This window comes from Microbacterium suaedae (assembly GCF_003254645.1).
GTDB classification, from domain to species: domain Bacteria; phylum Actinomycetota; class Actinomycetes; order Actinomycetales; family Microbacteriaceae; genus Microbacterium; species Microbacterium suaedae.
This window is the reverse complement of the sequence record NZ_PNFD01000003.1, coordinates 552,082-577,246: the sequence shown is the minus strand read 5'-3', so window position 1 is coordinate 577,246 and position 25,165 is coordinate 552,082. Positions and strand designations below refer to the sequence as shown.

The 25,165-nt window shown below is 68.3% G+C and carries 16 protein-coding genes; 8 read left to right on the top strand and 8 right to left on the bottom strand.

Annotated features, from left to right (window positions below; all coding sequences use genetic code 11):
- Positions 1–77 precede the first annotated feature (77 nt).
- Positions 78–518 carry an SRPBCC family protein gene (locus tag C0012_RS12145; RefSeq protein ID WP_110587923.1) on the bottom strand — a complete coding sequence of 147 codons (441 nt, stop codon included), beginning with the start codon at positions 516–518 and terminating at the stop codon, positions 78–80.
- Positions 511–855 (bottom strand): ArsR/SmtB family transcription factor, encoded by a 345-nt coding sequence (locus tag C0012_RS12140; RefSeq protein WP_110587924.1) that lies wholly within the window; start codon positions 853–855, stop codon positions 511–513. Before C0012_RS12140 ends, C0012_RS12145 begins: the two co-directional genes overlap by 8 nt.
- Positions 856–939: 84 nt before the next feature.
- Between C0012_RS12140 and C0012_RS12135 the strand changes: the two genes are divergently transcribed.
- Together C0012_RS12135 and C0012_RS12130 are read left to right on the top strand one after the other, a co-directional pair.
- Positions 940–1,992, top strand: coding sequence for a zinc-dependent alcohol dehydrogenase family protein (locus tag C0012_RS12135; RefSeq protein WP_110587925.1), 1,053 nt, complete (start codon positions 940–942; stop codon positions 1,990–1,992).
- Positions 1,993–2,089: 97 nt separating this feature from the next.
- On the top strand, positions 2,090–2,929 hold the full coding sequence (locus tag C0012_RS12130) for an SDR family oxidoreductase (protein ID WP_110587926.1): 840 nt from the start codon (positions 2,090–2,092) through the stop codon (positions 2,927–2,929).
- Positions 2,930–2,994: 65 nt separating this feature from the next.
- Here the strand turns inward: C0012_RS12130 and C0012_RS12125 are convergent, their stop codons facing one another.
- On the bottom strand, positions 2,995–3,792 hold the full coding sequence (locus C0012_RS12125; protein WP_110587927.1) for an SDR family NAD(P)-dependent oxidoreductase: 798 nt from the start codon (positions 3,790–3,792) through the stop codon (positions 2,995–2,997).
- Between the two features lie 100 nt (positions 3,793–3,892).
- Here C0012_RS12125 and C0012_RS12120 point away from each other — a divergent pair, with 100 nt between their 5' ends.
- Complete coding sequence (locus tag C0012_RS12120) at positions 3,893–4,420, top strand: TetR/AcrR family transcriptional regulator (protein ID WP_110587928.1); 528 nt, start codon at positions 3,893–3,895, stop codon at positions 4,418–4,420.
- A gap of 105 nt (positions 4,421–4,525) precedes the next feature.
- On the opposite strand, the gene C0012_RS12115 is transcribed toward C0012_RS12120, so the two are convergent.
- A complete protein-coding gene (locus C0012_RS12115; RefSeq protein ID WP_110587929.1) occupies positions 4,526–4,948 on the bottom strand; it encodes an organic hydroperoxide resistance protein in 423 nt (140 codons plus the stop codon).
- A 57-nt stretch (positions 4,949–5,005) separates the two neighbouring features.
- On the opposite strand from C0012_RS12115, the gene C0012_RS12110 reads away from it, so the two are divergent.
- Positions 5,006–6,556, top strand: a complete 1,551-nt coding sequence (locus tag C0012_RS12110; protein ID WP_110587930.1) for a DUF7059 domain-containing protein — start codon at positions 5,006–5,008, stop codon at positions 6,554–6,556.
- A gap of 119 nt (positions 6,557–6,675) precedes the next feature.
- On the opposite strand, the gene galK is transcribed toward C0012_RS12110, so the two are convergent.
- Positions 6,676–7,875 carry a galactokinase gene (galK, locus tag C0012_RS12105; protein WP_110587931.1) on the bottom strand — a complete coding sequence of 400 codons (1,200 nt, stop codon included), beginning with the start codon at positions 7,873–7,875 and terminating at the stop codon, positions 6,676–6,678.
- Positions 7,872–9,065 (bottom strand): galactose-1-phosphate uridylyltransferase, encoded by a 1,194-nt coding sequence (gene galT / locus C0012_RS12100; protein WP_110587932.1) that lies wholly within the window; start codon positions 9,063–9,065, stop codon positions 7,872–7,874. Before galT ends, galK begins: the two co-directional genes overlap by 4 nt.
- A gap of 184 nt (positions 9,066–9,249) precedes the next feature.
- Here galT and C0012_RS12095 point away from each other — a divergent pair, with 184 nt between their 5' ends.
- Both C0012_RS12095 and murJ read left to right on the top strand, forming a co-directional pair.
- Positions 9,250–11,334: a DUF6049 family protein gene (locus C0012_RS12095; protein WP_110587933.1), complete on the top strand. Its 2,085-nt coding sequence runs from the start codon at positions 9,250–9,252 to the stop codon at positions 11,332–11,334.
- Positions 11,331–12,923, top strand: coding sequence for a murein biosynthesis integral membrane protein MurJ (gene murJ, locus C0012_RS12090; protein ID WP_110587934.1), 1,593 nt, complete (start codon positions 11,331–11,333; stop codon positions 12,921–12,923). The genes C0012_RS12095 and murJ overlap by 4 nt, the downstream gene beginning before the upstream one ends.
- Positions 12,924–13,140: 217 nt before the next feature.
- Here murJ and C0012_RS12085 read toward each other — a convergent pair whose 3' ends face one another.
- Entirely contained in the window at positions 13,141–17,754 is a 4,614-nt protein-coding gene (locus C0012_RS12085) for a DUF11 domain-containing protein (protein ID WP_162621748.1), read from the bottom strand.
- A gap of 554 nt (positions 17,755–18,308) precedes the next feature.
- Between C0012_RS12085 and C0012_RS12080 the strand changes: the two genes are divergently transcribed.
- Both C0012_RS12080 and C0012_RS12075 read left to right on the top strand, forming a co-directional pair.
- Positions 18,309–20,663 (top strand): helix-turn-helix transcriptional regulator, encoded by a 2,355-nt coding sequence (locus tag C0012_RS12080; RefSeq protein WP_162621749.1) that lies wholly within the window; start codon positions 18,309–18,311, stop codon positions 20,661–20,663.
- Between the two features lie 11 nt (positions 20,664–20,674).
- Positions 20,675–23,077 carry a helix-turn-helix transcriptional regulator gene (locus C0012_RS12075; protein ID WP_111466954.1) on the top strand — a complete coding sequence of 801 codons (2,403 nt, stop codon included), beginning with the start codon at positions 20,675–20,677 and terminating at the stop codon, positions 23,075–23,077.
- Between the two features lie 88 nt (positions 23,078–23,165).
- Here C0012_RS12075 and C0012_RS12070 read toward each other — a convergent pair whose 3' ends face one another.
- Entirely contained in the window at positions 23,166–25,157 is a 1,992-nt protein-coding gene (locus tag C0012_RS12070) for a beta-galactosidase (RefSeq protein WP_110587938.1), read from the bottom strand.
- Positions 25,158–25,165 lie beyond the last annotated feature (8 nt).

The window sequence follows — 25,165 nt, the reverse complement described above, 5'->3', positions numbered from 1 at the left end:
CGCTCGGCCCCCGACACGCCGGGGTTCCGGGGCACCAACCGCAGAATTGGCGTCGTTGTGCAGGTGCAGGTGTGCGCTCAGCCCGCGAGCACGCCGTCGAGCACCTCGAACGCCTCGGTCCAGCCGTCGTAGACGCTGTACTCGGTGCCTCGGTCGTCGGCCCGCCCGTCGAGGTGGAAGGTCATCTCAGTGCGGCCGCCCGGCACCTCCGCGAGGTCGACCGTGATGACGGGGACGTCGGGGCCGCGCGGAGCGTCGGGGGTTCCCCACGTGAAGCGCAGCCGTTCGGGCTCGCGCACTTCGAGGTACTCGCCCGCCGTCGGCCACTCGCCGCCCGTCGGATCGATCATCAGGTACGCGTACCCGCCGCCCTCGCGCAGGTCGATGCGCACCGATTCGGCGGGCGTCGTGACCTCGTGCGGGTGCCACCACTGCGCGGCCACGGTCGGGTCGGTCCACGCGCGCCAGACGGTCGCGCGCGGAGCGTCGAAGGTTCGCGTGATCGTGAAATCAGGCATCGGTCTCTCCCTCTTGGATGCGCCGCAGAACATCGTCCAGTCGGTCGAACTGGGCGTTCCACAGCGCACGGTTCTCCTCGACCCACGCCGTGGCGCGGTCAAGGGGTTCGGGACGGATCGTGCAGACCCGCCATTGGGCGCGCGTCGTGCGCTCGATGAGCCCCGCCCGCTCGAGCACGCCGAGGTGCTGCGAGATCGCGGGACGGCTCATGTCGAAGGGCTCTGACAGCTCGCCCACGGTCGCGCTCTCCCTGCTCAGGCGCTCCAGCATCGCCCGGCGGGTGGGGTCCGCGAGCGCGTGGAAGATCTGCGAGAGGGGATCCGTGGGGCTTTGCATGTCAGCTATTCCTTACGTAAGTAATCCCTTAACCATGCATCGCGGGTCAGGATCCGTCAACCCCTCCCGCGATACCGTCAGGGCATGCGCGCAACCCTCCTCCACGGCGAACGAGATATCCGATCCGAGCAGGTCGCGGATCCCCAGCTCAGCGGCACAGGGAAGGACGCGATCGTGCGCGTCACGGCCGCCTGCGTGTGCGGATCCGACCTCTGGCCCTACCGGGGCGTCACCCCGACCGACGAGCCGCGACGCATCGGCCACGAGTTCGTCGGCGTCGTCGAGGAGGTCGCCCCCGACGTGGCGAAGGTGAAGGCCGGTGACTTCGTCATCGCGCCCTTCTACGACTGCTGCGGCGAGTGCGCGAACTGCCGGATTGGCTTCACGACCTCGTGCCTCGAGCTCGGCTGGTTCGGGTCGCAGGACCACTGGGGCCACCCGACCGACGGCGCGCAGGGCGAACTCGTGCGCGTCCCGCACGCCGACGGCGCCCTCACCGTCGTTCCCGCCCAGCCCGACGACGCGCTGATCCCCAGCCTGCTGACGCTGAGCGACGTGTTCCTGACGGGTCATCACGCAGCCGTCTCGGGTGGCGTGGCGCAGGGATCCACCGTCGCGGTCGTCGGCGACGGCGCCGTCGGCCTTTCGGCCGTGCTCGCCGCGAAGCGCCTCGGTGCCGAGCGGATCGTCGCGATGAGCCGCCACGCGTCGCGCCAGGCCGTGGCGACGGAGTTCGGCGCGACCGACATCGTTGCCGAGCGCGGCGACGAGGGCATCGCAGCACTCAAGGACATGTTCGACGGAATCGGCCCCGACGCCGTGCTCGAATGCGTCGGCACGAAGGAGTCGATGGACCAGGCCCTCCGTTCGGCCCGCCCCGGCGGCCAGGTCGGCTTCGTCGGCGTGCCGAACGGCGGGCCCGAGCTGCCCATGCGCACCATGTTCTCGACGAACGTCGGCGTCCGCGGCGGCGTCGCCCCGGTGCGGAACTATGTCGAGGAGATCCTCCCCGAGGTGCTCGACGGATCCCTCGCGCCCGGCCGCGTGTTCGATGGCGAGTTCGCCCTCTCCGACGCGGCGGAGGCATATGCCGCCATGGACGAGCGGCGCGTCATCAAGGCGTTGCTGCGCCCATAGGCGCCCGCGCGATCTCAATGACGCAACCCCCCTGTGCTTCCCGAAGAAATCGGGGAGAGTGAGATCCGGACGAAAGCGTCCGGAGAGGAGCGTCACCATGGCGCGTACTTATGTCATCACCGGAGCGGGATCCGGGATCGGGAAGACGACCGCCGAGCTGCTGCGCGAGCAGGGTCACACGGTCGTCGGGGTCGACCTGAAGGGCGCCGAGGTCGATGCCGACCTGTCGACGGTGCAGGGGCGCGCGGACGCCGTGGCGGCCGCGATTGCGGCGGCGAATGGATCCGTCGACGCCGTGATCGCATGCGCGGGCATCTCTGCACCGTCTGCTCTCACGGCCTCGGTGAACTACTTCGGCATGACGGAGTTCCTCGAGGGGATCCGCGCGACCCTTGCCGAGTCCGACGCCCCGCGCGCCGCGCTCATCTCGTCGGTGTCGTCGGTACAGCCGAACTTCCCGCCGCTCGTCGACGCCCTGCTCTCGGACGACGAGGAGGCGGCCCTGGCTGTGGCCGAGCAGATCACGGGCGATGAGCGCACGGCGAACCTCGTGTATCCCTCCTCGAAGAGGGCGATTTCGCGGTGGGTGCGGCGCGAGGCGCCATCGGAGGGCTGGGCGGGCGCGGGGATCCCGCTCAACGCCGTCGGCCCGGGAATCGTGACGACGCCCATGACGAAGGACCTGATCGCCACCCCCGAAGGCGCCGCGCAGGTCGACGCCGTCGTTCCGATGCCCTTGAACTATCACCAGCCGCCGGAGTCGGTTGCGAGATTGCTCATCTGGCTCACGAGCGAGCAGAACACGCACATGTGCGGCCAGACCCTCTACTGCGACGGCGGCGCCGAGGTGGAGCTGCGCGGTGGCGATGTCTGGAGCGCGTACGACGAGGCAGTGAACGCGAAGTTCGCGGAGATCGCGGGCGGCATGCAGGGATGATCGACCCCTGAGCGCCGAAGCGGCGAGCGCGCCCCGCGGATCCGCGGGGCGCGCTCGCCGGAGCGTTACGCCGCCGACCAGCCTCCGTCGGACGGCAGGATCACGCCGTTGAGGTTGGTCGCGTCATCCGTGAGCAGGAACGCGATGCTCGCGGCGAGCTGCGTTGCCTGCGCGATCGAGGGGATCGACGCCATCCCGCGCTGGATGCGGGGTGCCGCGAACTCCGACGCGAAGGGCGCCTCGATGCCCGTCGCGACCGCGCCCGGAGCGACGGCGTTGACGCGGATCCCCGACAGCGCGTACAGGAACGCCGAGCTCTTCGTCATGCCGACGACGGCGTGCTTCGACGCCGTGTAGGCGGTGCCCGCCGCGGATCCGCGCAGCCCGGCCTCGCTCGCGACGTTCACGATGGATCCGGCGCTGCGCTCCAGCATGCCGGGGATCACAGCCTTCATGAGCTTCGCCGAGCCGGTCACGTTGACCGCGAAGATCTTCTCCCACAGGGCGAAGTCGACCTCGTGGACCGGCTGCATCCGGTCCATGATCCCTGCGATATTCGCCAGACCGTCTACCTCACCCGCGGTCGAGACAATCTCGTCGATCGCCGCGTCGTCGGTGATGTCGGCGACGACCTTCACGAGGTCGGTCTCCGGAAGTTCGGCGATCAGCTCGTCGATCCCGCCCTCGTTCATGTCGACCGCGATCACGCGTCCGCCCTCACGCGCGATGCGCGACGCGGTCGCGCGACCGATGCCAGAGCCGGCACCCGTCACGATGATCGTCTTCCCCTCGAACCGGCCGGGGAGGATCTTCTCGTCCCACTCCTGCATCGCGGGTCCCTGCTGTGCTGCGGCGTCGCTCATGTGCGCGCTCCTTTCGATCGAAGCCCCGTTCGGGGCGGATCCCGGCGTCGCGAGACACGGCGCCTTCCGGACAAGTCTGTCCGGTTATAGGCTACGCCGCATGCCTTCCCCGCACCAGAGTCCCCCAAACAATCGCGGACCCGCCGCCGCCGCCGAGAACAGGCGCGCACTCATCGACGCGGCACGCGAACTGTTCGCCGAGGACGGGTACTCCGTCCCGTTCAGCGCCGTCGCCAAGCGCGCGGGCGTCGGGCAGGCATCGCTCTACCGTCATTTCGGGAGCAAAGAGAAGCTCGCCCTCGCGGTCTTCGACGAGAACCTCGCGGAGCTCGAGGCCGACGACCTCACACTGCATCAGTTCCTCGCCCACATCGCCGCACAGGCGCGCATGTCGGCATCTGTTCTCGAAGCGCACGCCCTCGACCCGATCGCGGCGGAGCCGCTGCAGGCGCGGCTTCGCGGCGTCATCACCCGGGTTCTCACGAGAGAGCAGGCCGCCGACCGCGTGGATCCCTCGGTCACGGCCGACGAGATCGAGACCGCGACGAGCATGATCGCGTTCCACACCGCCTTCGCGGGCGACGGCGAAGCGGCGATCGCCCTCGTCGAGCGCGCCTTCGCGCGCTGACGGACCCGCAGGAAGCAAACACAACGCAGTCGATCCGGCGCCCGGAAGCCCGGAAAGGGCCGAACCCGGCCGCTCGCGCTCAGATCGACTGCGTTGTGTTGGGGGTTAGTCGTCGACGACCGTCACCGTGACGGGGATGTTGCCGCGCGTCGCGTTGCTGTACGGGCACACCTCGTGCGCCGCATTCGCGAGGCCCTGCGCGGTCTCCTCCTCGACGTCTGGGAGAACGACCTCGAGGTCGACAGCGAGACCGTATCCCCCGTCTCCGTTCGGGACGATGGCGACCCGGCCGCCCACAGAGGATCCGTCGATCGCGACCTTCTGCTTCCGCGCGACGAGCTGCAGCGCCGAGTGGAAGCACGCCGCGAAGCCCGCGGCGAAGAGCTGCTCGGGGTTCGCGCCGGCGCCGGATCCGCCCATAGCCTGGGGGACCGCGAGGTCGAATGCCAGCTCGGTGCCCGCGACCGCGACGTGTCCGTCGCGTCCCGCGCCCGTGGCCAGTGCTTCTGTCGTGTAGAGAGCGTCCATCCCCCCAGCCTGACGCGGATGACACCGCCCCGGGGTCACGGGAGATGAGAACTCGCCATGAACGACAATGGATCCGTGCTGAATCCGGATCCGTCGCTCTGCCAGACGCTCGCCGACGACCTCGCGGCCGCGAACTTCCGCTCGGAGCCGCTCCGCGCGGCCTGGGGCGTGGAGGCCGACGATGCCATCGGACGCACGCTGCGGACTCCCGCGCTGCGCGGTCTCGGCGACCGCACGGATCCGCCCGCCGTCCTCGCGCGACTGCTCATCTTCGGCATCGCGCAGTCGACCTCGGACGTCGACCGCGCCCTGCCGCGCACGGGATCGGCCGGCCTCGTCGAGCTCGGGCTCGCGGCCATCGAGGGGCGTGCCGTCCGGCCCGCCGCGACGCTCCGGCCCCAATCGTTCCATGACGACCGTGGCCCGGGGGAGTGGTGGATCGCCGCCGATCTCGACGAGCTCGCCCTCGGGGGCGGCGCCCTCGCCGAGGACCACGTGCTGGGCGCCGGCGGCGCATCTCTCACGCTCGCCGGGCTGCAGCTGCCGACCCCCGCAAAGCGCGTGCTGGATCTCGGCACGGGATGCGGCATACAGGCGCTGCGCGCGCGTCGCTTCGCCGACGAGATCGTCGCGACCGACATCTCCGAGCGCGCGCTCGCCTTCACACGCATCAACGCGATCCTCGACGGATCCGAGGGGATCTCCACCCGCCACGGATCGCTCTTCGAGCCGGTCGCGGGGGAGCGGTTCGATCGGATCGTCTCGAATCCGCCGTTCGTCATCACGCCGCGCGCGGGCGACATTCCCGCGTACGAGTACCGCGATGGCGGGCTCGTCGGCGACGCGCTCGTGGAACAGGTCATCGCCGGCATCGGCGAGCACCTCGTCCCGGGCGGCGTCGCGCAGCTGCTCGGCAACTGGGAGGCAACGGGCGGCGTCGACGGACTCGACCGTGTGCGCGCCTGGGTCGAGGCCTCTCCCGTTCCGCTCGACGCATGGATCGTGGAGCGCGAGCGCCTGAACCCGATCGAGTACGCCGAGATGTGGATCCGCGACGGCGGAACCGCGCCCGGCACCCCGGAACACGACCGCCTGCTGTCGGCGTGGCTGGACGACTTCGATGCCCGCGACGTGAGCGCCGTGGGCTTCGGCTATGTGCTCCTCCGGCGGGCCGAGGGCGATCCGACACTCGCTCGGTACGAGCGCGTACCGCAGCCGATCCCCTCAGAGGGATCCCTCGGATCCCACCTCGCCGACGCTCTCGCGGCGCACGACGCGCAGGCGGCGCTCGACGACGACGCTCTGGGCGCACGCGCCCTGCGCGTTGCGGGCGACGTGACGGAGGCCCGCCACCACACGCCGGGCTCGGAGAACCCGACCGTGATCGAGCTGCGCCAGGGCGGCGGCTTCGGGCGCTCGTTCCACGCGGATCCCGCTCTCGCCGGCCTCGTCGGCGCCTGCGACGGCGAGCTCACCGTCGCCCAGATCGCCGGCGCCCTCGCGCAGATCCTCGAGGTCGACGAGCAGTCGCTGCGGGCATCGCTGCTGCCCGCCGTGCGCTCGCTGCTCGTCGGCGGCTTCCTCCGCTTCAGCGAACCGAGCGAGTAGCCGCGACAGGCGCTCTGCGGGCACAGGACGCGTCGTGGCTGCGGGAGCATCGGGGGAGCCTCGGCACGCCCTGACGCCGCCGAGCGACAGGGCGTGCCGCGGCTAGCAGCGACGGGGAGTCACGCGTCGCGCAGGACGCCGTGCGACGGAGCGACCGTGAACTGGTGGGGTGCCCCGAATCCTGCCCGCTCGAACGCCTCGGCGACGATCGCCTTCGTCTCGTCGACGCGGTTCCGCTCGACGAGCGCGATGGCGGAGCCGCCGAAGCCGCCGCCCGTCATGCGGGCGCCGATCGCCCCGGACTCGAGCGCCGCCGTCACAGCGGTGTCGAGCTCGGGCACGGAGATCTCGAAGTCGTCGCGCATCGACACGTGCGAGGCGACGAGCAGGCCGCCGATCGCGCGCGGGCCCTCGGCCCGCAGCGTGTCGACCGTGTCGAGCACCCGCTGATTCTCGGTGACGATGTGCGCGACGCGACGGAACGTGACGCCGTCGAGCACCTGCCTCGCGCGGTCGAGGTCGCCCGTCGTCAGGTCGCGCAGCGCGGGAACGCCCATCTGGCGCGCCCCGAGTTCGCACGATGCGCGCCGCTCGCCGTATCCGCCCGTCGAGTGCGAGTGGGAGACCCGCGTGTCAATCACCAGGACGCGCAGCCCCTCCCGGGCGAAGCCGAGATCGACCGGCTGCGTCTCGAGAGTGCGGCAGTCGAGGAAGGTCGCGGCGTCGTTCTGCCCCATGATCGACGCGGCCTGATCCATGATCCCGGTCGGAGCTCCGACCGCCTGGTTCTCAGCGATGCGGCCGATCTTCGCCATGTCGAGCTGCGTGAGGCCCAGCTCCCACAGATCGTCGAGCGCACCGACCGTCGCACCCTCGATCGCCGCGGACGACGAGAGGCCGGCGCCGATCGGCACATCGGAGGCGAGCGCGATGTCGACGCCGGGGATCTTCGCGAGCGCGCTGCCGTCCGCGGCGAGCGCTGCCCAGGCGACGCCGAGCGGATAGGCGGCCCACTCCGGGACGGATCCGCTGTGCACCGCTTCGCCGGGCGAGCCGCCGAAGAGCGCGGGCAGCTCGACGATCGCCACCTCGACGGGCGTGCGGTCGAACGTCGAGACGACGCGGATCATGCCGTCGGCGCGCCGGCCGACGGCGGCGAATGTGCGGTACTCGATGGCGAACGGAAGGACGAAGCCCTCGTTGTAGTCGGTGTGCTCGCCGATGAGATTCGCGCGGCCGGGCGCCGACCACACGCGCTCCGGCGCGGATCCCGTCAGCTCGCGGAACAGGTCTGCCGCTTCAGAGGCCGTGGGGGTCATGCAGTCACCTCGCCGATCTGTGCAATCGCCTCCCGGAGGCGCTCGGCCCCCGCTTCCGGCGGGATCTCGGCGGTCCAGGCGCCCATGGCGGCCTCGGATCCGGCGAGGAACTTCAGCTTGTCGGCAGCGCGGCGAGGCGAGGTGAGCTGCAGGTGCATGCGCACGGTGTCGCGCCCCACCGCGACCGGAGCCTGGTGCCAGGCCGCGATGTACGGCGTGGGCGTGTCATAGAGCCGGTCGACGCCACGCAGAACCCGCAGATACACCCGGGCGAGCTCGTCGCGTTCCTCGGACGTGAGCTCGGTGAAGTCGGCCGCGTGCCGGCGCGGCACGAGGTGGACCTCAACGGGCCACCGTGCGGCGAACGGCACATACGCGATCCAGTGCTCCGCGTCGAGAACCACTCGGTCACCGGCCTGTTCGAACTCGATGATCCGCGCGAACAGATCGGATCCCTCGCGCTCGATCTGGCGCAGGAGGGACTGCGTGCGCGGTGTCACGTACGGATACGAGTAGATCTGACCGTGCGGATGGTGCAGCGTCACGCCGATCTGCTCGCCGCGGTTCTCGAAGGGGAAGACCTGCTGCACACCGGGGAGCGCGCTCAGCGCCGCGGTGCGGTCGGCCCAGGCCTCGATGACGGTGCGCGCACGCGTCACGGACTGCGTGCCGAACGAACCGGTGCGCTCCGGGCTGAAGCACACGACCTCGCAGCGGCCGATGGCGGTGCGCGTGCGACCAAGACCCGGGGCCGCGAGGTCTCCGAGACCCTGCGGTGCGTCATCGCCCGCCGGCACGTCGTCGGTCGCGCGGGCGAGCGCCGGCCCGAGGGAGGGCGAGCGATTCTCGAACACGGCCACGTCGTAGAGGTCGGGGACCTCCGAGGGATTCGTCTCGCTCTGCGGTGCGAGCGGGTCGAGCTCGGCCGGGGGGAGCATGGCGCGGTTCTGCCGGTTCGCGGCGACCGTGATCCACTCGCCCGTGAGCACGTCGCGACGCATATCGGCCGTGCCCGGTCGCGGATCGAGTTCGCGTGCATCCACGCGGCGCTCGCTCGGCAACGTCGTGTCCGGGTCGTCGAAGTAGATCAGCTCTCGCCCGTCTGCAAGCCGGGCGGGACGCTTGACGACACCGCCGCTGAGCGTGATCGCTGCGGCGTCGGTGACCTGGATTGCTGCGTCGTCGGGCATTCCCTGTTTCCTTGGGGAGCGAAGGCGGGTGATATACGTGTCGATCCTATCGACGTCGCGGCACGAGCCTCGCACCATACGTCGCAACCGTCCAATCGTTATGTGTCGTGCGAGTGCTCCCAGGCGGGTCACACGGGCATCCGTAGAATCGCAGGCGGCCGTCATCTTCGCGCGGCCCCTCTCTATGGAATCTTCGACTGCCCCTCCGCTTCGCGGCCGTGCGCGCCGCGCGGTCGCCCTGGCGAGCGCGACCGCCGCGCTCGTCGCGTGGGGTGCGCTCGCGCCGTCCGCCTCAGCCGCAGCCGCGCCGACCGTGGCTCCGGCGACGGTCGCGAGCATCGACGACGCCGAGGACGTGGACTCGCCCCTCACGATGGTGCTCGACTCGGGGGGCGTCACGACGGATTCCTCGCTCGGCCTCACGCTGAGCGTCGCGAACACCTCGTCCGAGGAGATCACCTCCTCCTCCGTGACCGTATCGATCGGCGACCCACTCACCGACGCGGCGGCGATCGACCGATGGCTCGATGGATCGTCGAGCCTCGCGGGGGAAGAGATCGCATCCTTCCCGACGGAGCCGTTGCCCGCTGGAGCCTCGCAGTCGCTCTCGGAATCTCTCTCGTTGGATGACATGCCGTCCGGCGTATATCCGATCGGCGCCGAGTTCGATGCCGCAGATACTCCGACCGAGTCGCGCAGCATCGTCATCGTGCCGGGTGAGACGACTCCGTCTGTCGCACTCGTCGTGCCCATCACCGGCCCTGTCTGGTCGGGGGGCGTCTACCCGTCCGGAGCCCTCGCGACGCTCACGGGCGACGACGGCCTGCTGACGGCGCAGCTCGACGCGGTCGAGGGAACAGACGCGATCCTCGCGGTCGATCCGGCGATCCCTGCCGCCATCCGTGCGCTCGGCGACGCCGCTCCGGCCGACGCGCGCGCCTGGCTCGAACGGCTTCTTGGTCTTGCGAACGACCGATTCGCTCTGCAGTTCGCCGATGCCGACGTGTCCCCGCAAATCCGCGCAGGGCTCGACGCCCCCCTCCCGCCGACGGGTCTTGACGCGTATCTCGACGGGACTGAAGAGTCCGCCTCGCTCGACGCCCTGCTGACCGTCGACCCGACGACGTCGGACGATCTGATCTGGCCTGCACCCGGATCCGCCGACGGCGACGTCGTGACAGCGCTCGCGGGTGACACGGACGCCCGCGTCCTCGTCCCCGCATCTTCGACGGTCGATGGCGACACCCACCTCGGAGACGACGTCCTCGCCTACGCCGACGCCCTGTCGGCGCAGCTCCTCGACGCCGCCCGGGAAGGGGACGCGGTAGCGCGGGCGCAGGCGCTCACCGCGGCGACCGCCGAGATCTGGCTCGCCGCGTCGGAGGCAGACGGACCCCTTCTTCTCGCGCTCGATCGGATGGGATCCGACGCCCTCACGACCGATGCGGAGGGAGCGACGATCGTCGACGCCGAGCTCTCGCTCTCATCCGAGGGCCTCGCGGATGCCGTCGACGCGGCGATGGCAACTCCGGCGGTCACGAGCACGTCGCTCGATGGCGTTCTCAGCGCCGCCGATGGATCCGTCTCGCTCATCGACGTCGACGCAGATCCCGAACGGCGAGGCGCCGTCGAGGCATACCTCGAAGATCAGCCTGCGCTGACGCACATCTCGAAAGCGCTCGAGAGCCCCGAAGTCTTCACGGGTCAGGTGCGCGCCGAGATTCTGCGCGTGCTTTCTGTCGGCTGGGTGACGAACCCGCAGGGTTTCGCCGAGCAGAGCGAGCGTCTCAGCGCCCTCAACGACGATCGGGCGGTCGCGATCGACATCCAGCAGCCCGCGCCCGTGCAGCTGCTGAGCCCTGAGGCGCCCATGCCGGTGTGGATCCGCAACGATCTGCCGTATCCCGCCCACGTGACGATCGTCGCGACGCCCGACGACCCGCGCCTGTCGATCGACCGGCACACCGAGGTCATCGCACAGCCCGACAGCACGACGCGCGTCTCGATTCCGATCGAGGCCCGCGTGGGCAGCGGCGAGGTGACGGTGCACTACGAGCTCCACGCGCGATCCGGCGAGCTGATCGGGCCCGTCCGCGCGATGGATGTGACGGTGCGCGCCGACTGGGAGCGCATCGGCATCGGGATCTTCATCGTTCTCGTCGCCGGGCTGTTCGGCTTCGGCATCGTGCGCCAGGTGCGCCGCCGACGGCGCGATCGGGCCGATGCCGCCAAAGATTCCACTGACGGCATGAGAGAGGACGACGTATGAGTCTCGGTCGATCCAGCGCGGCGATCGCGGCGGGAACGCTCGCGTCGCGCCTCACCGGGCTGCTGCGCACGCTGGTCCTCGTCACGGCGCTGGGAGCAACGGGAGAGGCCGCCGACGCCTTCGCGGTCGCCAACCAGCTGCCCAACTACATCTTCCAGGTGATCTCCACGGGCGTGCTCACGGCCGTGTTCGTCCCGCAGATCGTGAAGTGGTCGCAGGCGGAGGACGGCGGACAGCGCCTGATCTCCAAGCTCTTCACCCTCGCCACCGTCGTGCTGCTCGGCGTGACCGTGCTGTCGGTGTCGATCGCGCCACTGCTCGTGGACGCGTTGACCGACTACCCGTCGGCCGCGCAGTTCGATCTGGCCGTGGCCTTCGCCTACTGGTGCCTGCCGCAGGTGTTCTTCTACGGCATGTTCGCCCTTATCGGCGAGACCTTCAACGCCCGTCGCATGTTCGCGCCGTACGCGTGGGCCCCCATCACGAACAACGCCGTCTCCATCGCGGGTTTCGGCCTGTTCATGTGGTTGTTCGGCAGCGAGCGCGGGGGGCTCGACGGGTGGCACGACGGAATGATCCTCGTGATCTCGCTGACGGCCACTCTCGGCATCGCTGCACAGACCGTCACGCTCGCCCTCTTCTGGCGAAAGACGGGCCTCCGCCTGCGCCCAGACTTCGGTTGGCGCGGGATCGGCTTCGGCGAGCTCCGGAACCTCGCGGGCTGGAGCGTCGGCATGCTGCTCGTCGGCCTCGGCGTCTCGATCATCCAGCAGAACGTCATCACGTCCGCGTCGGGTGCAAACGCGTCGTCGACGATCTGGTTCAACTCGTGGCTCGTGTTCATGCTCCCGTACTCGCTCATCGTCATGAGCATCGGGACGCCCTATTTCACGCAGCTCAGCGAGCACGCGCACGCCGGGCGTCACGACAAGGTGCGCGACGACATCGGCCGATCGATGCGGATCCTCGGACTGTTCATCGTGATCGCTGCGGCGGCTGTCGTCGCCGCGGCTTTCCCCGTCTCGCGCGTCTTCGCGAACAATCACGCAGAGGCCGGCGCGATGGGTCCCGTGCTCACGGCGTTCATCGTCGGCCTCATCCCGATGGCCGTGCTCTTCGTGATCCAGCGCACCTTCTACGCGTACGGCGATACCCGCACGCCCTTCTTCTTCACCCTCTTCCAGGCCACGATCGCCGTGCTCGGCGCCCTCGCGGCACCGTCCCTGTTCTCGGACGAGTCCCTCACGGCCGGCGTCGCGCTCATGCAGTCGCTGTCGAGCGTCCTGCAGCTCGGCGCCGCGTGGCTCCTGCTGCAGCGCCGCATCGGACCCTTCGGGTTTCTGCGCACGCTGTGGGCGTACGTGCGCTACATCCTCGCCGCGATCCCCGCAGGTCTCGCGGGCCTCGCCGTGTACTTCGTCGCCGGCGGTCCCGACGGGTGGATGGCGGCGTCCAAGTGGGGCGGCGCGGGCGGATGCCTCGTCATCGGCATCGTCTGTCTCGTGCTCTACGTCGCTCTGCTCGCCCTCTTCCGTTCGCCCGAGCTGAAGGCGGCGAGCGCGCTCGTCCGCGCTCGTATCGGGCGCTGAGCGGGGAACGCAGCCACCCCGCGAGGCAGGTGGCGACGGTCGCGCCAGAGGAGAGTCGCGAGACCTCGCAGGAATCGATCACGCGTTCCGCGGCGCACCTCCACGATGCGTCCCTCTCGCCGCCCGCACGAGAAGTGGGGCCATCGACGCCTGTCGATGGCCCCACTCAGCGGGGTCTCACGGGGCCGGCTCTCGTGAGCCGGCCCCGTTCAGCGCATCACTCCTGCAGCTGACCGTCTTCCTGCCGACCACGACGGAGGAACAGCAGCCCCCCGCCGAGCAGCAGCGCCAGCACGGCCGCGGCGATCGCGCCGCCCGCGACGGTCCCGCCGGTCGCAGCCAGATCCGGCTCGTCCGGCTCACTCGGAACCGGCGGCGCCGAGATCGGGTGCTCCGTGCAGAGCGAACTTCCGTCGACGCACTCCGCAGGAGGCTCCTCACCCTCGCGGATGAGGAAGTTCTCCAGCAGATGGTCGCCCTGGCTCGCGTAGGGCAGAACCTCGACCGTGTATGTCACCGTCGCTGTCTCGCCCGGCTGCACCGCGCCCGAGATCATCAGCTGGTCCGCATCGGGGCCGCTGACCTCAAGCTCACCATCCGCAGTCACCTCGCTGACGAGAAGCGCATCATCGAGGACGCCAGAGAGATCGTCGACGTACGACACCTCAGCAGGAGCCTGTCCGATGCTCTCGAACGACAGCGTGTAGGTCACCTCGTCACCGCCGGAAACCTCCGTGCCCGACGCGGGATCCGAGTGCTTCTCGACCAGAAGACCCGAGATCGGAGTCGACGTGCAGTTCGGATCCTCTCCGACGATGCACTCCTCCGGCGGCTCCTCGCCCTCGGGGACGAGGAAGTTGTCCGCCCAGTCATCGCCACGCTCGGCGTCCGGCAGCACAGTCACCGTGTAGCTCACGGTGACGGTCTGCCCCGCGGCCAGTTCGCCCGTGATCGCGAACGAGCCATCGGCCACCTCCGAGACGCTGAGCGCCTCGTCCGACGCCACCGGCGACGCGGTCAGCTCCGCGTCGTCCAGGACACCCGAGAGGTCATCGACATGATCGACTGTCGCTGCGCCCTCACCCTGGTTGTCGAAGGTCAGCGTGTAGCTCAGCTCCGTGCCGACCTCCACAGGATCCGTCGATGCCTCGACGGCCTTGTGGGTGATCAGCTGCCCGATCGGAGTGACCGTGCAATCCGGACGCTCGCCGTTCTCGGGCTGACACACCGGCTCCGGTGGCGGATCGTTCGGAATCCCCGGAACCAGGAAGTTCGCCGCGATGTCGTCACCGCGCTCCCCATCCGGCTTCACCGTCACCTGGTACTCAACCATCAGCGTCTCACCCGGTGCCACGGCACCCGTGATCGTGATCGCGTTACCGTCGCGAACAGCCTCGAGGCCCTCGTCCGCAACTGGCTCGACCGTCACCGCAGCGTCATCGGTCACGTGATCCAGCAGATCCGTGTGATCCACGACGGCGTCGGCCGCGCCCGTGTTCTCGAAGAACAGCGTGTACGTCAGCACCGAACCCGCTTCGACAGGCGCCGAGTCAGACTCGACCTGCTTCCACGTATCCGGCTCCGGCACGGGGTTCTGCGTGCACGAGACGTTCTCGTCCTCGCAGTTCGGATCCTCGACATCGCTGCTCGCGAGCACGTTGCCGAGCACGTTGTCACCGCGCTCTCCGTCCGGGCCGACCGTCACGGTGTACTCCACCGTCACCGTCTGATCCGCCGCAAGCGTGCCGCCGATCAGAATGGATTCCGCATCGAGATCGGCCGTCAGAGCCGGATCCGACACGACGGGGCCGCTCACCAGATTCGCGTCGTCGAGCACACCCGACAGGTCATCGGTGTAGTCCACCGATCCAGACGCCTCGCCCACGTTCGCGAACGTCAGCGTGTACGTCACATCCTGACCGGCCAGAACCGTCGTGCCCGTCTCCGGATCCACCGACTTGTCCGCCGTGATCAGCGGAATCGGGGTCGACGTGCACTCATCCGAGCCCTCCACGCACTCGTCACGCGGATCCCCGCCGGGAGGAACGAGGAAGTTGTTCGCACTGTTGTCGCCGCGCTCGGCATCCGGCAGAACCGTCACCTCGTACGTGATCGTCGCCGTCTCACCGCCGGCGAGCTCGCCGCCGATCTCGAAACGACTATCGACAACATCCGACACCGTCACCGAGTCCGTATCCGACACCGGCGCGGACGTCAGCTCGGCGTCGTCGAGCACGCCCGTCAGGACGTCCTCACGCGAGACCGGGGTCGTCGCCTCACCCGTGCTGTCGACCGTGACCGTGTACGTCAGAACCGTCCCGGCCTCGACCGGATCAGACGACGCCGACACGCTCTTCGCGTATTCGACAGCCGCGATCGGCGTCACCGTGCAGTCCGGACGCTCCACATCCGTCGGCTCGCACACCGGCTCCGGCGGCGGATCATTCGGAATCCCCGGAACCAGGAAGTTCGCCGCGATGTCGTCACCGCGCTCCCCATCCGGCTTCACCGTCACCTGGTACTCAACCGTGTACGTCTCTCCCTGAGGAACCGAACCCGTCACCGAGATCCGAGCCCCGTCGCGAGGAGCGTTCAGCCCGTCCGCCGATGTCGGCTCCGCCGTCACGTCCGCATCGTCCAGCACATGCGTCAGCTCGTCGGTGTAGTCCACATCCGCGGGCGCCTGGCCCGTGCTCTCGAAGAACAGCGTGTACGTCAGAACACTGCCGGCCTCCGCCGGGTCGTCTGACGCAGAGACCTGCTTCCATGTGTTCAGCTGGGCGGCCGGGACGTTCACTACGTCACACGGCTCGGCGCCCGGCAGGACATCATCCTCAGGAACGCACGCGAGATTGCGCAGGTTGTTGTCACCCTCGCCCGTGTACTCCACCCGGTAGGTGATCGTCGCCGTGTCGTCCGCGTTCAGCGCGCCCTCCCACAGGAGGGTCTCGCCGTCGACGCTCGCCGAACCTGTCGAGGCGACAGGGGCTCCGACAAGCTCACCGTCATCCAGGACATCGCTCAGATCATCCGACATCGTCGCGGGAGCATCCGAGGTGTACGCGCCCGGGCCCTCGTTCGTCACCGTGATCGTGTACTCGACTTCGCCGCCGACGGCCGGCAGATCCGTCTGATCCGCGACCTTCTCGACAGACAAGCGCGGCAGCGGGTACTCCACGACAGCGCACGGCTCACCCGTGACCGGGTCGAGACCGTTTTCGTCGGCAGGGTCGCACTCCGGTGTCGGGCCTTCCGGCACATTCGGCTCCCACGCCACATTGCGCACCTCGCCGTCGCCACCCGCGGCGAGCGTCACCGAGTACGTCAGCTCGACGAAGTCGCCCGACTCCAGCGGACCAGACCACGACAGCAGCGGCTCCTCGTACACGGGCGCATCGCCCTGCGACGCCTGCGCCTCGCCGTCGAACGTTGCGTCGTCAAGCACACCCGAGAGGTCGTCGAAGACGACGGCGGGGTTCTCCACCGTGTAGTCGCCGTCACCCGTGTTCGTCGCCGTCACCGTGTAGTCGATGACGTCACCCGGTCGCGCCTCCGGCGTCCAGTTCGACGACTTCTCGATGTCGAGCTCGAGGTCACACGAAACCGCCGTGTCCTCGTTGTTCGACAGATCGGGGTCCTCCTCGTTTCCGAGCACATCGGCGACGTTCGCGACGCACTCGCCGGACGTCGTCGTCGTGTCGAACTCGATCTGGAACGTCTGCGACTCGCCGGGCTCTAGGCGACCACCGTTCAGCTTCCACGAGGTCTCGTCACTGTCCGGATCAACCGAGACAGCATCTCCCAGCAGGCGAGGGTTGCTCAGGCCTTGCGGGATCGTCTCGGTCACCTGCCACCCACTCGAGACGCCCTCACCGTTGTTGGTGACCGTAAAGTCGAAGACGATCGACTCACCGCTCGTGTAGGTCGCTGGCCCCGATTTGACGATCTGAAGATCAGCCGGCAATCCAGGAATCGAAGTTCCGTCATTCAGGCTGCTGCTCGGACCCGAAACGGTCGAGAACACCTCGAACTGCGGATCCTCCGCGCTGCCGCTCATGCTCAGCTGGTATACTGTGCCGCTCTCGTTGTTGGAGAACCCCAGATTCCCATTTCCAAATACCCATGCCGCCCCATAGGGACCAGGCTCGCCCAGTACCCCCGGGAACGCTGTCACGTCCCCTGTCGCAACGTCGATCCGAAGGACCGCTCCGTCCTCCCTCATCGCCCACGCATACCCATCTTTGAAGGCGAAGTCCTGTGCATCGAGCGGAACATTGAGGGTGATCTCGTTCACGACCGTACCCGTCGCAACGTCGATTGCAAGCATGTCGGTGTTCTGAACTGAGTCCGCAACGTAATACAGTCCGTCGCTCGGATTGAACTCGCCCACGAACCACCCGTACGTCCGAACGTTCGGGTGCTCATACACCTGCGTGCCCACTCGTTCTACGGTGCCCTCTTGACCGACGCGGACTAGCGAACCAGCCGGGATATCCTGAGACCCTCCGCCCCCGATCACCATCCCGTAGATGTAGCCATCGGCGGCGTTGTAGCCAACCGCGTTGTAACTCACTTCAGCCGCTGGACCCTCGAGCTGGAAATCGTAGCTTCCATCGCCGGTCGTCTCCACACGACGCAACTGTGTGGGATTGTCCTGAGCGATGAAGACGGTCGGCTCCACAGCATCGAAAGGATCTCCCGCTGCCGCCTTCGCGGGCGAGCCTCCGAGAACAGTGCTCGCAACCACGAGCATGCTGCCCAGCAGCGCGAGCACGAGCGTCATCGCGGTGCTGCGCTTGGCGGGAGCGGCAAGTACTCCGCCGGATCCCATCACCATACGATCGGCCGCGCGCCCTGGCTCCCGCCTTCGGCCTCGCACATCAACTCTTCGGAAACTCATGGGTCCCCCTCTCGTCTTGCGACCGCGTGGTGTACTCGGGACTCTCCACGTCGATCCCCCCTTCTCGTCGTCGTGGGTGGGTACTCCTCACGAAGGACACCACGCGCGACACCGTCGTCTCAGCTTGTACGTACGGACGAACAGTCCATCGCGGACGCATCCGCCACCGATAGACCACGACACAGAATTACCCTCGGGTTACTCCCGCTGAGGGAATTAGCACCTGAGCAGGGAGCCATGGACCATATTCGTCCGGCGACCCCCGCTCCGAGCGCCCCACGAAGTCTCACGCGCGCGCGAGGTGACCGCATCTCCATATCCTGTAATCACGGGTGGCCGGGATTCTCCCGTCGGCAGCGTCGCTTTATGAGTGCGAGAGGAACGGGTTGACAACAGATCGTCGAGTGCTCTACCCGTCTGCTCTGACCGGCGGTGCTCGGCTGGTCGTCATCCGCGCCGGACATGGACGAGGAAAGACGTCTCTCTTGCGATCGTGGACGTCAGCTCTCTCGGATGAGATCGTCGTGTGGCCGGATGCCACCCCCGCGCCCCGGACGGCTGCGAGTTTCTGGCTACGAGCGATCACTCACCTGCACTCACGCGCGCTGATCGCCGACGAGCATCTCTCCCGAACGCTGACCGCGATCCGCGCGTCGAGCGTCGAGGCGCGCGACGCACTGGCGACGATGCTCACCGTGCTCACAGCCCCGTCCGTGTTGGTCGTGGACGATGCTCACGCCGCCATCGATCCCCCCACCTACCGCGCATTGCTCGCCGACATTGCCCACCTGCTCGACCAGGTCACGCACCTCAGGGTTGTCTTGGCCGAGACCGCTGCGACCGACGTCGACGTCCTCGTCGACTCCGCGAATGTCACGCGCGCAGACGTGAGCACGACGGATCTCGCAGAGTACATGGCGAGTGCGGGACATTGCGACGGATCAGCCGAATCTGGCTCCGGACCGGCGGAATCGTCGCAGTCCGGCTATTCGGTCGGCGAACTCTCTGGCTCGTTCACGGACCCCTCAACGGTGGTCGACATCTGCGCATTGACGCTCCCTCCCAGCATCGACAGGCGGCTCGCCGAAGCTCTCGTCGGACGGCCGCGCGCCGCTGAACTTCTCGATCACGTCACCGATGCCGGGCTCGGCACCTGGGTGAAGGACGCACTCGGATCCGAACGCTTCGAGTTCCGCGGAGGAACTCGTATTCGGGCCCGCGATCTGCTTCGACGACGCTGGCCGTCAGTCCATCGCCGCTCGTGCCAGATCCTCGCGCGACATTTCGCGAATGAGGGACTCACCGACATCGCGCTGGACTATGCGATCGACAGCGAGGATATCGACCTCATCGGCGGCATCGCACTGCGTCTATTCCCCGTCTCTTTCTCCCTGCCCGCCGAGACCACCAACCGCGCCTCGTCTCTCCCGTTCGAGCGTCTCCGCGAGCACCCCCTTCTCGCGGTCTGGACGGCAGAACAACTCGATCTGGGGGCCCGCCCCGGCCTCGACGCTCGGGAGTTCTTTGAGGCGGCTGTCGCCGCGTGTCGGCGCTCCTCCGATGAGGTGAACGCGACGGAGCGGCTCGTCATCCTCGGAATCGAGGCGTACGCGCTGCGCCGCCTGGGTGCGGGAGATGACGCCCGCAGCACCGCGATCCGATTCGACGAACAGGCCCGAAACCTTCTCGCGGCCGGGCGGTTTGATGAGTCGCTCGATCACGCGTTCGCGACCTACGCCTATCAAGTCGGGGTGACGCTGATCTACAGCGAGGAGTGGCAGCGGGCGACACGACTCCTCCGCACCGTCGAGCGATTCTGCGCCCTGCGACGCATCGGGCATCGCCGCAACTCTGCCCTCGCCGCGCAGTCGTATGTCTCCGCCATCGCCGGCGACACGAATGGCTCCGCCGATCTCGCTCGACGCGTCGAGGACGAAGACTGGCCACGCGTCTGGCTCACTGGGAACACTCGAAGCTACTTCCTGCTCGCCAGGATCGTCCGTGAGCTCGCGCGCGGAGATGTCCTCGCGCTGCAGCGCGCCATCGCTGCGTTCCGGCCGACTGCTCCGGTCACCGAGCACTGGGACATCGTGCTGATCGGAGACGTCTTCATCGATCTCTCGAGAGGCAGGACGACCGCCGCGCGCACACGGTTCGAGTCGGTCGTTCGAAGGAAGTTGACAGACGGGACTCACCCGGGAATCGTCAACCGGCTCATGATTTTGCAGCAGATTCTGCTCTTGTTCGGTGAGACGACGCCGGCTCTGTCGCGATCGAAGCGCTCCACAGAGCGCGGTCCGCTCTCACTCGCCCTGGATGCGGCCCGCGACATCGACCGAAAGATGTTCGGCGACGCCGCGACGAAACTGGGGCAGGCCGCCGGTCGCGTCAAGACCCCTCTCGAACAGCATGTCGTCTTCACTGTCCTCGCACGACTCGGCGTTCATCGCGAAGACTCTGACAGCATCCGAAACGCCGCAAGCCACCTGTACCTGCTGCACGCGAATCATGGGCTGAGGATCGCTTTCTCGCTTCTGTCCGACGACGAGCGCGCGGAGGTTCTCGCCGCACTGGACGACCCGTCCTCGCTGAGCTCCGGCTTCTCAAAAGTCCCCGCTCCGCCGGCCAGGGACCGTCCGCTCGCGACGGCGGAGCTCACCCCCACACAGCTGAGGGTGCTTCGAGAGCTCTCGAAGAGAGGCGATCGTCGCGCGGTGGCACACGCTCTCTTCCTCGCGCCGGGAACAGTCAAAGCGCACCTTCGCGCGATCTATCGGAAGTTCGACGCCCACAGCCAAGACGAAGCGATCGCCAGAGCCGCGGCCCAGGGGCTTCTGTGAGGCGCGGCCCGATGACGCTGCAGGACTCCTTTCTCGCCCAGTCAAGACTGATCGTCGTTCGAGAGGGTGAGATCGCCGATGTGCTGAGCCGGCTGCGCCCACTCTCTCTGCCCACGGTCCTCCGTGCAGACGACGGCGCGCCACCCCGCTCGGGTGACGGGTTCTGGATGCGCCTCATCGCCCAGATGCACTCGCGCGGAATGATCGGGGACGACACTCTCGTCGAGACGATCACCGCGGTGCATGGCGACCCGTCGTCGCGGCGCGAGCAGCTCCGTCGCGCGTTCGGGGCCGTCGATGTCGCGGTCGTGATCGTCGTCGACCCCGCCGTGGGAGATGCGGGGCCGGACGGCGGATGGGGTTCCGTCATCACGGAACTGCTGGCCGTGCTCGATGCCCACCCGCATGTCGCGGCGATCGTGCGCGAGACCGACGACGTCGTGGTCGACCTCGACGCGGCGTCCCGGATCCGTCCGGTTCGCCTCGCGCACGCGAGCGACGCCGCGCGGATCCCTTCGATCTCGGAGACGAAGCCGACTTCGTTGCAGGACGCGATCCGCGACGCGGCGGGACTGCGGGATGCCGCCGCACTCGCCATACCGGATTCGGTGGATGTCGAGCTCGCGACGATGCTGACGCAGCGCTCGGACCCCCGCGCCCTTCTCGAGGCTCTCGTCGTGGCCGACCTGGGAGCGTGGACGGAGGATGATCACGGCGGGTTGACGTTCACCTATCGCGAGACCATCCGCCGCGACGCTCTCGACCTGCTTCGCCGTCGCTGGCCGGAGCGGCGTGTCGCTCTCTCTCAGGATGTCGCCTCCTGGCACCTGCGCCGCGGGGATCAGAGACGAGCGTTCCTCTTCGCGATCGATGCCGAGGACGTGGCGCTCGTCGAGTACCTCGGCCTGCGCCTGTTCCCGTTCGCGCTGACCCTGCAGGAGGATGTCTTCGATCGGATCGTCGCTCTGCCGCGTCGCCGCATCCACGAAAGCGTATTCCTGGCGAACTGGGTCGGAACTCGACTCTCCCATTCCACGCTCCCGCATCTCGATCCACGCGAGTACTTCGACGCCGTCGTCGAAGCGTCAGGGCGGCTCCCCGAGGACGTCGCCGACACAGAACGCCTCGTGCTCCTCGGCATCGAGACGTATGCCCTCAGGCGGCTGGGCCTCGCGACTCGAGAGCATGCGACCGCCAAGCGATTCGCCCGGGAGGCGCACCGACTCTACGAGGCAGATGCTCTCGACGACGAGCTCGCTCACGCCTTCGCCGATTTCGCGTTCCAGACCGGCGTATCTCTCATGGTCAATGGCGATCGAGATGCCTCACTCGATCTGCTCGAACTCGTCAACGACTTCTGCACTCGCCACGGGATTCTCCATCGACGAAACTCCGTCCGCGCACTCCAAGCCCTGATCCTCAGCCTCGAAGGCCGCACCCACCAATCGCTTGAATTCTCACAGCAGGTGTCGGACGACGATTGGCCCACGGTCTGGTGGGGCGGAGATCTCCGCGCAAACGACAAAGTGGCGGGTCTCGTCAGGGCGATCGTGACGGGCGATCTCTGTGAAGTATCCCGCACGGTCGGGGCCGTGCAGGAGTCCGCCATCGGGATCGAGAACTGGGACATTCCGCTTTTCGGGAGGATCCTCGCCGACCTCGCGAACGGTCACGCGGGAACGGCTCGCTCGACGTTCGCCATCGCGTCTCGCGATCATCTGAACCGCCCTCCTCACCCTGCAGTCGCTCGACGTCTCCGTGTCTATTCGCTGACGTTCGAGCTCCTGGGCGAAGGACCGCTGCCGGTGATCAGCTCCAGGATCGGACGAGAAGACGGCGCCGTGCCGTTGGCTCTCCGCGCAGCGCTCGACCTCGACCACCGTCGAGTCGAGTCCGCCGCCCGTCGGCTCGCGAAGGCTCGAAGGGCCGCGAGCACCCCCCTGCAGCACCACCTCGTGCTCATCGCTGATGCGCGCCTCGCGCACGCGATGGCAAACGAGGAGGCTCTTGCGTCCGCCGCTACCGAGTTGACGACCCTGGTGGAGACTCACGAGTTGCGCATCGGATTCGTCCTGATGTCGCCGAGTGAGCGGGCGGCGCTCCTGGCGGCTTCCGCGTCGGCGTCGCTCCGGGACGCGATCGAGATGGTGGCCGTGCTGCGCGCTCATCCCAGTCGTCGGAGCGACCTGGCGCTGACACGCCAGCAGATCACCGTCCTCGCCGCACTCGCCGAATACGGAGATCGACGCGAGGTGGCGCGACGCCTGTTCCTCTCTCCCGCCACCGTGAAGGCGCACCTTCGCGCCATCTATCGGAAACTCGATGCGCGCAGCGAGACCGACGCGATCGCGCGAGCAGCCGCCGCCGGTCTGCTCCTCATCGCACCGCGCGGGGATGAGCGGGATCCTCGGTGACGCGTCGACCCCGTGTTGACGTCGCTCCAGACACCTCTGCCCGGCCCCGAGAAAACGGGGGCCGGGCAGAGGCGATCTCCGAATGACGCTACGCCTTCACGACGGCAACCCCACGCGGCGGGAGCAGGCGTTCGCCGAGCAGCCAGTTCCCCTCGACCCCGTCCAGTGAAACTGCCTCGTCCGTGCGGTTGATGTAGAAGTCGATTCGCCCCGCCACTCCGCGGCGCGACGCAAGCTCCACCGAGCCGTGAAGTGCCTCGGGCAGCTCGGCCGCGACGCCGGCTCCGGCGAGCAGCTCCGGCAGCAGCGTCGCGATCCCCGTGACGCCGAGTCGCGTCGACACGTACGCGGCGGATCCGGATCCCACGGGGCGCCTTGTCGCCGCGGCGCCGAGCTCGTCGTGCTCATACGTCGCGAGAACCTCGACATCGTCGGCGACGATGTCGACGGGCTCGCTCCAGACGGATCCGCTCGCGCCGTTCGAGAGAGCAACCACCTCGCCCTCGTATAGGGGACGGAACTCCTCGACGCGCACGCCGAGCAGTTCGCGGAAAGCACCCGGGTATCCGCCGAGCCAGACATGGTCGTTCTCGTCGACGATGCCCGAGAAGTAGGTCGTCACGAGGTGCCCACCGCTCTTCACGTAGGCCTCGAGGCTGTCGCGCAGCGCGGACGTGACGCTGTAGAGCACAGGCGCGACGACCATGCGGTAGCCGCTGAGATCCGCATCCGTCGGCACCACGTCGACGCGCAGGCCCGCGTCGACGAGCGCCGTCCACCACTCGAGCGCCTCGCGGCGGTAGCGCAGCAACTCGGTCGGATGTGAGTCGAGCTCGGATCCCCACCACGAGTGCCAGTCGAAGAGGATCGCGACATCGGCCGGCTCGCGGTCGGATCCGACCACATCCCCCAGGCTTTGGAGCGTCGCGCCGAGTTCCACGACATCGCGGAACAGACGCGTGTCCTCCCCGCCATGCGGCACCATCGCCGAGTGATACTTCTCGGCGCCCGCCTCAGACTGGCGCCACTGGAAGAAGCACACGGCATCGGCGCCGTGGGCGACGTGCGTCAGTGAATCGCGCGCGAGCTCGCCGGGACGCTTGGGGCGGTTGACGGGCTGCCAGTTGACGGCGCTCGTCGAGTGCTCCATGAGGAACCACGGCCGGTGCCGCGCGACGCCGCTCGTGATCGCGGCCGAGAAGGCGAGCTCGTCGCGATCCTGCGTCACATAGTGGTCGTTGGAGACGAAATCGATCTCGCGCGCCATCGCCGCGTAGTCGGCGTGGCGAGTGTCTCCGACGATCATGAAGTTCGTCGTGACGGGGATCTCCGGCGTGAGGCGCGTGAGGATCTCGCGCTCCGCGATGAGGTGATCCGTCAGCGCATCCGACGAGAAGCGCAGGAAGTCGAGCTGCTGCGTCGGATTGGGGAACGTGGCCGCGAGGCGGGGCGGCAGGACCTCCTCGAAGGATCCGTACGCCTGCGACCAGAAGGCGGTGCCCCACGCGTGGTTGAGGCCGTCGATCGTCTCGTACCGGGCGAGGAGCCAGGCGCGGAAGGCGCGCGCCGCGTCGTCGGAGTAGTCGTACGCGTTGTGGCACCCGAGCTCGTTGTTCACGTGCCACGCGACGATGCCCGGGTGGGATCCGTACCGTTCGGCGAGCTTCTCGACGAGCGTGAGCGCGTGCTCCCGGAACACGGGGGAGGTGGGGCGCCAGTGCTGGCGAGCGCCCTGCGAGAGCGTGTGCCCCTCCGCCGTCACGGGAAGCACCTCGGGATGCGCCATCGTCAGCCACGGCGGCGGCGACGCGGTCGCCGTGGCGAGATCGACGCCGATGCCGTTCGCATGCATGAGGTCGATCAGCTCATCGAGCCAAGCGAAGTCCCACGTATCCGCGGCCGGCTGCAGCTTCGCCCACGAGAAGATCGCGACCGACACGACGTCGACTCCGGCCTTCTTCATGAGCCGCACATCGTCGTCCCAGACCTCGCGGGGCCACTGGTCGGGGTTGTAGTCGGCTCCGAACGAGATGCGCGGGGCGGTGCCCTCCGGCGTGCGAATCCAGCGGTGGTTCTGCATGTGTGTTC

Excerpts from the sequence above, each read along its gene's own strand:
- C0012_RS12145 (WP_110587923.1), bottom strand. The coding sequence starts at position 518 with ATGCCTGATTTCACGATCACGCGAACCTTCGACGCTCCGCGCGCGACC.
- C0012_RS12140 (WP_110587924.1), bottom strand. The coding sequence starts at position 855 with ATGCAAAGCCCCACGGATCCCCTCTCGCAGATCTTCCACGCGCTCGCG.
- C0012_RS12135 (WP_110587925.1), top strand. The coding sequence starts at position 940 with ATGCGCGCAACCCTCCTCCACGGCGAACGAGATATCCGATCCGAGCAG.
- C0012_RS12130 (WP_110587926.1), top strand. The coding sequence starts at position 2,090 with ATGGCGCGTACTTATGTCATCACCGGAGCGGGATCCGGGATCGGGAAG.
- C0012_RS12125 (WP_110587927.1), bottom strand. The coding sequence starts at position 3,792 with ATGAGCGACGCCGCAGCACAGCAGGGACCCGCGATGCAGGAGTGGGAC.
- C0012_RS12120 (WP_110587928.1), top strand. The coding sequence starts at position 3,893 with ATGCCTTCCCCGCACCAGAGTCCCCCAAACAATCGCGGACCCGCCGCC.
- C0012_RS12115 (WP_110587929.1), bottom strand. The coding sequence starts at position 4,948 with ATGGACGCTCTCTACACGACAGAAGCACTGGCCACGGGCGCGGGACGC.
- C0012_RS12110 (WP_110587930.1), top strand. The coding sequence starts at position 5,006 with ATGAACGACAATGGATCCGTGCTGAATCCGGATCCGTCGCTCTGCCAG.
- galK (WP_110587931.1), bottom strand. The coding sequence starts at position 7,875 with ATGACCCCCACGGCCTCTGAAGCGGCAGACCTGTTCCGCGAGCTGACG.
- galT (WP_110587932.1), bottom strand. The coding sequence starts at position 9,065 with ATGCCCGACGACGCAGCAATCCAGGTCACCGACGCCGCAGCGATCACG.
- C0012_RS12095 (WP_110587933.1), top strand. The coding sequence starts at position 9,250 with ATGGAATCTTCGACTGCCCCTCCGCTTCGCGGCCGTGCGCGCCGCGCG.
- murJ (WP_110587934.1), top strand. The coding sequence starts at position 11,331 with ATGAGTCTCGGTCGATCCAGCGCGGCGATCGCGGCGGGAACGCTCGCG.
- C0012_RS12085 (WP_162621748.1), bottom strand. The coding sequence starts at position 17,754 with ATGGGATCCGGCGGAGTACTTGCCGCTCCCGCCAAGCGCAGCACCGCG.
- C0012_RS12075 (WP_111466954.1), top strand. The coding sequence starts at position 20,675 with ATGACGCTGCAGGACTCCTTTCTCGCCCAGTCAAGACTGATCGTCGTT.
- C0012_RS12070 (WP_110587938.1), bottom strand. The coding sequence starts at position 25,157 with ATGCAGAACCACCGCTGGATTCGCACGCCGGAGGGCACCGCCCCGCGC.